The 9,978-nt window shown below is 49.0% G+C and carries 6 protein-coding genes and 1 CRISPR repeat array; all 6 genes read left to right on the forward strand.

Translation table 11 applies throughout. The features are described 5' to 3' along the window. Positions 1-2 precede the first annotated feature (2 nt). The 6 genes from ACN4EG_RS17635 to ACN4EG_RS17660 all read left to right on the forward strand — a co-directional run bounded on the left by ACN4EG_RS17635 (position 3) and on the right by ACN4EG_RS17660 (position 9,776). On the forward strand, positions 3-1,658 hold the full coding sequence (locus ACN4EG_RS17635) for a hypothetical protein (protein WP_431631388.1): 1,656 nt from the start codon (positions 3-5) through the stop codon (positions 1,656-1,658). Positions 1,659-1,676: 18 nt separating this feature from the next. After that, positions 1,677-2,996: a hypothetical protein gene (locus ACN4EG_RS17640; RefSeq protein WP_431631390.1), complete on the forward strand. Its 1,320-nt coding sequence runs from the start codon at positions 1,677-1,679 to the stop codon at positions 2,994-2,996. Positions 2,997-3,132: 136 nt separating this feature from the next. Further along, positions 3,133-4,110, forward strand: coding sequence for a CRISPR-associated endonuclease Cas1 (cas1, locus tag ACN4EG_RS17645; protein WP_431631392.1), 978 nt, complete (start codon positions 3,133-3,135; stop codon positions 4,108-4,110). 67 nt (positions 4,111-4,177) lie between these two features. Further along, positions 4,178-4,456 (forward strand): CRISPR-associated endonuclease Cas2, encoded by a 279-nt coding sequence (gene cas2, locus ACN4EG_RS17650; RefSeq protein WP_431631393.1) that lies wholly within the window; start codon positions 4,178-4,180, stop codon positions 4,454-4,456. 183 nt (positions 4,457-4,639) lie between these two features. Then, positions 4,640-8,273: direct repeats of the CRISPR family, unit length 36 nt; unit sequence CTCCCCACTCGCTGGGGAACCCAATTGAATGGAAAC. A 435-nt stretch (positions 8,274-8,708) separates the two neighbouring features. Further along, a complete protein-coding gene (locus ACN4EG_RS17655; protein ID WP_431631395.1) occupies positions 8,709-8,921 on the forward strand; it encodes a hypothetical protein in 213 nt (70 codons plus the stop codon). Between the two features lie 219 nt (positions 8,922-9,140). Further along, a complete protein-coding gene (locus ACN4EG_RS17660) occupies positions 9,141-9,776 on the forward strand; it encodes a Uma2 family endonuclease (RefSeq protein WP_431631397.1) in 636 nt (211 codons plus the stop codon). Positions 9,777-9,978 lie beyond the last annotated feature (202 nt).

Raw genomic sequence — 9,978 nt, forward strand, 5'->3', positions numbered from 1 at the left:
AGATGAATCTGTGGATTGTGACGATCGGGAGTAGTGATGTTCAACTGATTGGTGATAAGGAAAACCAAGCCAAGGGTAGAACGGAAAAGCAACGCAGTGATAAGGTCTGGCGTGATTGGTATACTAGTGATCTGAAAGAGGAATGCTACGACATCTCAAAAGACTTTGAGCCAAAAGTTCTGTTTCAAGGTCAGAGTTATCGAGCATTTGCTAGAGTTTTAGGGAAGGTTTACCAGGCTGCTTCTGATGTAGTTAGGGACAAAATTTGGGACTATTTAACCTTTCCATTGTTGGAGAATTTTGTGCAGGAATTACAGAATTCTCCCGCACCTGAGGCGATCGTCGTTCTCCTGACGGATCAATCGAAGATTTTTGAGCGTGAGCAGCAACGTAAACCCAATAGTCCTTACTGGCAAGACACCTGCGAATTAGAACCTATTTTGCAGTGCTACTTTGCAGAAAAGTTTCCGGGTGTTTCCTGTGAGTTTATCCCCCTGATTCCACAGTCTAAGACTGAAAGTCTGGATAACTGGAATGCAGTATTAGATTTAGTACGCAAGAAATTTCGCAACCTAACAATTGATGAGAAACCAATCCAAATCAATCCAGGAGAAATTGTCTACGTCAGCCATCAGGCAGGTACTCCAGCGATTTCTTCTGCGGTGCAGTTTTGCAGCTTGGCGAAGTTTGGCGATCGTGTCAAATTCTTGGTCAGCAACGAATACAACCCCACTTTTCCTGAAAAGCCACTTGAAGGTTCCAGCTATCTACGCGGCATCCGAATCCAAGAAGCAAAAGCCTTGCTGGGCGAGGGAAGCTACAACTATGCTGCTGTAGAAGCATTGATTGGAGACTATATCCAAGAGAATGAAGAGATAAAAGCTCTACTCAATGCTGCTAAGAATTGGAATGTTGCTAGGTTTACTGACTTTCTTAATAGCCTGAAAAACTATCCAAAGTTTACATCTGAAGTTACAGAGCGAACAGGAGAAAAAAACTGGTGGTGGCTTGCCTATGAGGAAGCCTATCTTGCTGTCATTCGTGAGAAACAAGACAATATTGTTGAGGCATTTTTCCATTCCTTCCGAGCTTTTGAATATATTTTTGTAGCGTGGAGTGATCATGAGTTTGGGGGCGAAAAAGAGCATATTGAAAAAGATAAAGGAAAATCCTACTTGAAAAAGTCAGTTCTATCTGACAAGCAAGATTATTTTGCAAAAGCCAAATTCAAGCAGAATGGTGATCCAAAAGATGATCTAGCCAAGCTCAAATGTCGAATCAATGATGAAGAGCGAGTTTTACTGGATCTTTCCACGATTCATAAACTATTTCGTGCGTGTAGAGATGAATATACAAGTGAATGTCTGGAAATACAAATATTCTGGGATCAAAAGAACAATAAAGAGAGTAATGTTTCCGAAAAAAGAAATACTATTATTCATCAAGTTTGTGGGATGTCAAAAGATGATCTCCAAGCTTGTTGGACTGCACGAGAAGAATCGGATCAATTCAAAGACAAGTCTTGGGAAGAAAAACTACCAATTTTCTTAAATTTCATTATTCAAAAAGACTTTCCTGAAGGATTTGCAACGCTGGAAGAAGCCAGTTTGATGGCAAAAGTGCATCAAGAATTGAAAAATGCGATCGAACAACTCTAGGGGCTCTCTAATCTCATTATGTCTAGCATTATTGTTTCATTTGTGGGTAAACAGGATCCCTTTGGTAGAGATCAAGGTGAGGGGTCGATCGTATCGCTGGTGAAGCATTTGTGCCAGCAGCAGCAGTCTATTAAGCGGGTTATCCTACTGTTTACCGAGGACACCCAAGCGGGCGCGATCGATACCCAAACTTGGCTGACTACTGACTTGGCTTTGGCTCCAGAGGCGATTCAGTTGGTGCTAGTGGATGCTCAGTTATCTGATGATCCAGTGAATTTGTTGTTGGCGGCGCAAGCGGCCCGATCGGGGTTGGAACAGGCTCAACTCTTTTTAGATCCTGATGATATTTTGGAGTTTAATGCGTCATCGGGAACTCCTGTTATGAAGTCGTCTTGGAGTATTTTGCAGGCGGCTGGCTATGCGCCCCGCAGTCGGGTTTGGCAGGTTCGTAATCCCAATGAAATGCGATCGCACCAAGACCGTGTGCACTTGGTGGATGTCAATATTTTGAAAGATGAATTTGACCTCAAGGTGATTCGTCAACAAGTGCAAGACTACAACTACAGTGGTGCATTGATTACTTTACAGGAAACGAATCTCAATAATCCGGTGACATTGGCATTGTTGCATTATGGTTATCATCGCCGTTGTCTTGATTTCGATCGTGCTTTTTCTGTGATTGATCCGCTCCGTCATCAGATTGATGGGCGGTGGATTCAAGAAATTACGCCGTTACGTCAAAAAAATACTCAAGCGCTTTTGCAAGAAGCTTATTTTAATGCTGTGTTGCGATTGAAGGCTCAACAGTATGCGGATTTTTTAGTAGGGCTTTTTAAACTTCAGGAGCAAATTCTATACTTTTTGGTCAAGGAGAAGCTGGGGCTGGATATTTCTGGTCGGGCGAATGATAAGGAGCGTTCCTATGGGGTGATTCAGCAGGTGGATGGGGGGAAGTTGTATGCTTTTTTGCGGGGGTATGTGTTGCCTCGGGGAGAAAAGCTAGACCTTAACCGAGGGGTGAGTCGGTATGTGTTTCAGGCGATCGTGGAATATTATCAGCAGTTTGCGACGATCGCGCCGTTGATTCAGGATCTCAATGTTTATTGTGATTTGCGAAATAATTCTGTCCATGGATTTGTAGGGGTTTCTGAGATTGAGAATGAGGAAAAGCTTCTCAAGAATTTGCATCAACTGATGAAGCAGATTACTCGTCTTCCCGATCACAATCCGTTTGATGCTTTGAATGATGGCATTCTCGGGTCTTTGGCTCCTGAGAAGTTTGCAGTTATTGGCGGTGGCCTGGGGGACTGCGGAAGGATGAACGATCGACTGGGATAATTCTGAGCAAAATTACGGCGGTCGGTTGGTTTGGGTTTGAGTGAATTTAATACCAGGATGGATGGCTAAGGGTTTCTTTAGCCATTTTCTATTCTGATGCGGATTTTGTGATTTTGAAGTTCAGGCAGTATTAATCATGCGATCGCTCTATCTTTCTCAGCAGGGATGTTCTGTGTCGTTGGAGCAGGAGGCGCTGGTGGTGCGGTGGAGGCAGGAGGAGCTTCAGCGGGTGCAGTTGCCGTTGGTGGAGCAGGTGTTGGTGTTTGGGCAGTCGCAGTTGACGACGCAGGCGATTCGGGCTTGTTTGCAGCGGGATATTCCGATCGCTTATTTGTCGCGGTTGGGGTTTTGCTATGGTCGGACGATCGCGATCGCGCGGGGGTATCGGCAGTTGGCGCGGTTTCAGCAGGAGCTTTCGCAGGTCGATCGGTTGGCGGTGGCGCAGCGGATTGTGCAGGGGAAGTTGAAGAATTGTCGGACGTTGTTGTTGCGGCAGGCGCGGCGGCGATCGGAGTTGGAGTTGGGTGGGGCGATCGAGCGGTTGCAGGGGTTGGCGGAGCAGACGTTGCGGGTGGATGGGGTGGAGCGGTTGTTGGGGATTGAGGGGGCGGGGGCGGCGGTGTATTTTGAGGCGTTTGGGCGGTGTTTGCAGAATGGGGGGTTTGTGTTTGGGGGGCGGAGTCGGAGGCCGCCGGGGGATGCGGTGAATGCGATGTTGAGTTTTGGTTATCAGGTGGTGTGGAATCATGTGCTGACGTTGGTGGAGTTACAGGGGTTGGATCCCTATGGGGGGTGTTTGCATAGTGGGTCGGCGCGTCATGCGGCGTTGGTGTCGGATTTGGTGGAGGAGTTTCGGGGGCCGATCGTGGATTCGTTGGTGTTGTATTTGGTGAATCGGCGGATGGTGGATGCGGTGGAGGATTTTGAGTTTCGGGATGGGGGGTGTTTTTTGAATGTGTCGGGGCGGCGGAAGTTTTTGCGGGCGTTTTTGGAGCGGATGGAGGAGGTGGTGGGGGATCAGCCGCGTTGGGATTTGTTGAATCGTCAGGTGAAGCGGTTTAAGCAGTTTGTGTATCAGCCGGTGTATTTGTATGAGCCGTATTTGATTCGTTGAGGTGTTGGTGTTGTGTATGGGCTGGTGTGTTGGTATGAGTTGTTTTTGATTTGTTGAGGTGTTGGTGATGTTGTTGTATGTGGTGACTTATGATGTGGTGTGTGATAAGCGGCGGCGGAAGGTGGCGGCGTTGTTGGAGGGGTATGGGGTGCGGGTGCAGTACAGTGTGTTTGAGTGTATGTTGCCGGTGGGGAAGTTTGAGGAGTTGAAGCGGCGGTTGCGGGGTCGGGTGAGGGTGGAGGAGGATAGTGTGCGGTTTTATCCGATGTCGGGGCATGTGCGGGGGCAGGTGGAGATTTGGGGTGGGGTGCCGTTGGTGGAGGTGCCGGGGTCGGTGATTGTGTAGGGTTGCGAGGCTGGGGGGAAGGGGGCTGGAAGGTTGGTTTTGTGTTGGGAGCTTCGATGGCTTGTGGGGTGAGGGTTTTGGGGATTTTTTGTACTGGGAGTTGGGAGGTTTGGGGATGGTTTTGGCTGAGGTTCGCAAATGGGGGTTGAAAGTCGGATGGAGATTGGGTTTAATAGGGGTACCCTCCCCACTCGCTGGGGAACCCAATTGAATGGAAACCTTACCTGATACGCATTGAATCGATCGTTATGGCTCCCCACTCGCTGGGGAACCCAATTGAATGGAAACCAATAGTTGGCGTATTCAATAGGCGTCCACATTTGCCAGCTCCCCACTCGCTGGGGAACCCAATTGAATGGAAACGCTTGGCAGGCAAGCTTGCCCGACGAAATGAAAAAGCAGCTCCCCACTCGCTGGGGAACCCAATTGAATGGAAACTCTTTCAACGAAACATCATTATTCTGACGCGCCAACAACTCCCCACTCGCTGGGGAACCCAATTGAATGGAAACTCACCGTTCTCAAATACTCCCTCAATATTTGATTCTGTACTCCCCACTCGCTGGGGAACCCAATTGAATGGAAACTTTCGAAATACATTCTCGTACTCGTGTTTATTGCTTAGCTCCCCACTCGCTGGGGAACCCAATTGAATGGAAACTTCTTGACGATATAGACCTGTACTAGGGGGAGTAGGAGTGATGCTCCCCACTCGCTGGGGAACCCAATTGAATGGAAACAATGCAGTCGGCTCGATGTCTGCGGACTTCGGTATTTGCCTCCCCACTCGCTGGGGAACCCAATTGAATGGAAACTGCCGGAGATGGGGGATTGAACGGAAGGGGCAACGGCGGAGGCAACTCCCCACTCGCTGGGGAACCCAATTGAATGGAAACTGGGTGAACTCGGACAGCCTGTAGAGGTTGACGGTATCGACGCTCCCCACTCGCTGGGGAACCCAATTGAATGGAAACGCAATCTCCCGTGCCCCTTGCGTAGGTAGGCCAATCCTCCCCACTCGCTGGGGAACCCAATTGAATGGAAACTGAATCAAAGTTAGTATTAGTGGTAATAGTCTGGTTAGCCTCCCCACTCGCTGGGGAACCCAATTGAATGGAAACCTGGCGCATTTCTTCTAATTCCATTTCCTGGATATCCTCCTCCCCACTCGCTGGGGAACCCAATTGAATGGAAACAAGTCTTGCGCCACGAGGGATTGACAGGAGTTCTCCCAGACTCCCCACTCGCTGGGGAACCCAATTGAATGGAAACGATACTGAGGCTCCACACGTTCGTCACTCGGTAGAACTCCCCACTCGCTGGGGAACCCAATTGAATGGAAACATTGCGAGAAAAATAGACATTGTTGTTTTCCGGTGTAGTGACTCCCCACTCGCTGGGGAACCCAATTGAATGGAAACAACACAAGCACTCTTTCCCCCTGTGACTATCCCTGCATCTCCCCACTCGCTGGGGAACCCAATTGAATGGAAACTATCTCTGATTCACGAATTCCGTGAGCTAACAAGTCCTGCAAAACTCCCCACTCGCTGGGGAACCCAATTGAATGGAAACTTGCCTCCTTCTGTTCCAAGAGGGAGGGTTGATCCATTAAGCCCACTCCCCACTCGCTGGGGAACCCAATTGAATGGAAACGGCAATAAAAAAGCGCAGCCCTCGCCACGCCCTTATGCATCTAAACTCCCCACTCGCTGGGGAACCCAATTGAATGGAAACTATACGATTCAATTCCAATCGTCAATACTTTTGAGAGAATTGTTTTGCTCCCCACTCGCTGGGGAACCCAATTGAATGGAAACGTGCACCATTGCTGAATAGTGGATTCTGGAACGATCGATGCTTTCTCCCCACTCGCTGGGGAACCCAATTGAATGGAAACTCAAGGATTTCGTTCAATCTTTTGAATGGATCGGTCATCTCCCCACTCGCTGGGGAACCCAATTGAATGGAAACCACGCAAAAGCCAAAGAACTAGAGCCATTATCCCGAGACTCCCCACTCGCTGGGGAACCCAATTGAATGGAAACCTGCAAAAAGCCCAGGCACTTTACGCGCGGTATATGACTCCCCACTCGCTGGGGAACCCAATTGAATGGAAACGTATCATCTTCCCTCCTTTAGTGCAACGTTTTGAATGGTTTGCTTTCTCCCCACTCGCTGGGGAACCCAATTGAATGGAAACTTCAATTGCCCTAAGCGATCAAAATGTTCAGCCAGAAAAACTTCTCCCCACTCGCTGGGGAACCCAATTGAATGGAAACTAGATCGGAATCGCCATCTCGACGAGCTCCCGCGCCAATTCCGCCTCCCCACTCGCTGGGGAACCCAATTGAATGGAAACTCCCGATGCCTGTGCTAACGCATGGGGCGCGAGGCTCTAAAGAGGCTCCCCACTCGCTGGGGAACCCAATTGAATGGAAACCCAAGGGATTGCCCTGGTACTGCTCCGATTCCTTGGGTAGCCTCCCCACTCGCTGGGGAACCCAATTGAATGGAAACCTTTCCACATCCCCCACATCTAGGACAATCAGGCTTAGGTTCATCTAAACTCCCCACTCGCTGGGGAACCCAATTGAATGGAAACGAATTCGGTCATGGCCAAAAACCTTGGGATCACAAATGCTCCCCACTCGCTGGGGAACCCAATTGAATGGAAACCGGGAAAGCTTTCCATCACTGTTTCCCGAGCCTGATTTGACTCCCCACTCGCTGGGGAACCCAATTGAATGGAAACTCGATCACCCTGTCAATAGGTTGTTCTATAACGGTCTCCCCACTCGCTGGGGAACCCAATTGAATGGAAACACAGCAGTCGATTTCTCAATTCGCCCAAAACCAACAAGCTCCCCACTCGCTGGGGAACCCAATTGAATGGAAACCCCCCTTACATTGTCCGCCTTATGTGGGGGCTCTTGTTGCCTCCCCACTCGCTGGGGAACCCAATTGAATGGAAACTTTCAGAATAATTGTAAGGCTCCAATAATTCAGAAACATCAATCCCCACTCGCTGGGGAACCCAATTGAATGGAAACCAACAGTACAACTGTGGTTGCGCTGGCAGCCCAAAATCAGCTCCCCACTCGCTGGGGAACCCAATTGAATGGAAACTTTATTTGATTAACACAAGAACGGTTTTGATGGTACCCCATCAACTCCCCACTCGCTGGGGAACCCAATTGAATGGAAACGGATTGCTAAAATTTGCAACACTAGATAATCCAGCCTCCCCACTCGCTGGGGAACCCAATTGAATGGAAACATTTTCAATCTGTTCGATGCGTAATCTTGCTGTAAAATCGACTCCCCACTCGCTGGGGAACCCAATTGAATGGAAACGGATTGCCGTCACCTGTCCCTGTGTAATCAGGATTAATGACTCCCCACTCGCTGGGGAACCCAATTGAATGGAAACCTGTGTGTCGCTGATCCGCCGAAAGTAGGAACCCTTTCGAGCTCCCCACTCGCTGGGGAACCCAATTGAATGGAAACGTTAGTATTTTCAATCGTCCCAAAACCCATTTTAATCTCCCCACTCGCTGGGGAACCCAATTGAATGGAAACCCTACAAATGCTTGTTTAATCGCAGATTGCAGGTAGGTTTCTCTCCCCACTCGCTGGGGAACCCAATTGAATGGAAACCCACGTTGGGTTCCACCCCGATCTGAGAAGCAACCGCATCTTTACTCCCCACTCGCTGGGGAACCCAATTGAATGGAAACTGTCCCTCCCATTGGCCTACGATGCCCATATTGATTATGAACTCCCCACTCGCTGGGGAACCCAATTGAATATTGCCATTCCAACCCTGTTAGCGATCGCTATCCATCATTTATAAATCTGCTTGTTGGATTTAACGTTCGATCGAGTATTTTTAGATTTTCTTAGAGTCGTTTGAGGAGAATAAGACAGGGACAGAAAATATTACTGAATGTTACAGACTTGCAACTTTTTGAAATATAGTTGACTTTTCCCCTAGTTTGTCCGTAGGCTTATGTTCCAAGGCCAATTACAACCGTGTCATGTACCGATTGATTTGGCTAGACCCCAAAAATTAGAGCGCTACCCAGCGTTGCTGGACACAACAAAGGGTAGCTAAACCCCCAAGCTGTATCGGCAGCTGGGCGGTCTGACACGGATTGTAACATTCGATCGGGCCACCCTATTTGTCCTGCGCAAAGGGTGGCTTTAATTTTTGGGATTTCTTCCCGCTACAACATTTAGGAGAAGTCCCATGGTGATTAATTTTGCAGAACTCGATCGGGTAATCGAAGACGATCGTAAACCCATGCATGTGTACCTCGTGGGGACACAGCAGGATGTGCAGGCAACGATCAATCAGTTGTATGTGCTGCGGTTCAGCGATCGGGTTCGCTGGAGTCCTCCCGTTCCAGTTCCGGGTTCGACTTGGCGCTATGTCAGTGTGATGGAGCGCGATCGGGCTTAGTTAGTCGATCACACTAAATCCGCAGATCCCCCTAAATCCCGGAGATCCCCCTAAATCCCCCTTCAAAAGGGGGACTTTGAGAGGATAGTTGATTTTTTGGCTAATATCATCAATTTTCTCCCCTTTTCTAGTTCTTCTTTTTGAAGCGACCGTTCACCCCCATAGAATTAACGGTATCCTAGAAACAACGATCGGCGTCTTGCGGAGGCGGTAACAGCAATGGTTGCAACCTTAATGCCAGAGACAGAGCGACTAACGCTCTACGACATGCACTGGAAAGACTACGAAACCCTACTGACCTTGCTGGGCGATCGCCCCATCCGCATCACCTACAACCAGGGGATAGTCGAACTAACGACCCCTACCTACCACCATGAACGCTACAAAAAAATCCTAGGCAGACTCCTAGAAACACTCACCGAAGAACTGAACATCCCGATCGCCGGAGGCGGTTCCACCACCTTCAGGCGGCCCAGCCTAGAACGCGGATTAGAACCCGATGAATGCTTTTACATTCAAAACGAACCCCTAGTCCGGGGAAAACGCGCCATCGACCTCAACCAAGATCCCCCACCAGACCTCGCGATCGAAATCGATATTACCAGCAGTTCCATCAACCGCATGGCCATTTATGCAGCCCTAGGCGTCCCAGAAGTGTGGCGCTTCGATGGAGAAACCTTAACCTTTCACCAACGATCGGGCAACGAATATCAAACCGTGCAGATCAGCCCCACCTTTTCACAAGTGCGATCGCAGGATCTCCTCGCCTTTATCCAACTCGCCGAAACCACAGACGATACAACCGTCATTCGTCAGTTTCGCCATTGGGTCAAAGAGAACTTATCACCCCATTAACCCTTCCCATCCCCCAGGACTTGCGCCCACTCCTAACTGTGAACAATTAAATAAGCGATCGTTCCTCCTTATACCAAATTGATTAATCAATGCTACAGATCCGATCCCCCCTTGTATCTTAAGAGTAGTGGTAGACCGATCCCCCCTGGATTGAGAAAATCGCGGGCTAGCCAGGGTCGCCACTACTTTGCACTAGGGCCAA

The sequence above is a fragment of the Alkalinema pantanalense CENA528 genome (assembly GCF_050753345.1).
In the GTDB taxonomy this organism is placed as follows: Bacteria; Cyanobacteriota; Cyanobacteriia; order Leptolyngbyales; family Leptolyngbyaceae; genus Alkalinema; species Alkalinema pantanalense.

What these genes read in the sequence shown, in the direction of transcription:
- ACN4EG_RS17660 (WP_431631397.1), top strand. Translation starts at nt 9,141, where the DNA reads ATGGTTGCAACCTTAATGCCAGAGACAGAGCGACTAACGCTCTACGAC.
- ACN4EG_RS17655 (WP_431631395.1), top strand. Translation starts at nt 8,709, where the DNA reads ATGGTGATTAATTTTGCAGAACTCGATCGGGTAATCGAAGACGATCGT.
- cas1 (WP_431631392.1), top strand. Translation starts at nt 3,133, where the DNA reads ATGCGATCGCTCTATCTTTCTCAGCAGGGATGTTCTGTGTCGTTGGAG.
- ACN4EG_RS17635 (WP_431631388.1), top strand. Translation starts at nt 3, where the DNA reads ATGAATCTGTGGATTGTGACGATCGGGAGTAGTGATGTTCAACTGATT.
- cas2 (WP_431631393.1), top strand. Translation starts at nt 4,178, where the DNA reads ATGTTGTTGTATGTGGTGACTTATGATGTGGTGTGTGATAAGCGGCGG.
- ACN4EG_RS17640 (WP_431631390.1), top strand. Translation starts at nt 1,677, where the DNA reads ATGTCTAGCATTATTGTTTCATTTGTGGGTAAACAGGATCCCTTTGGT.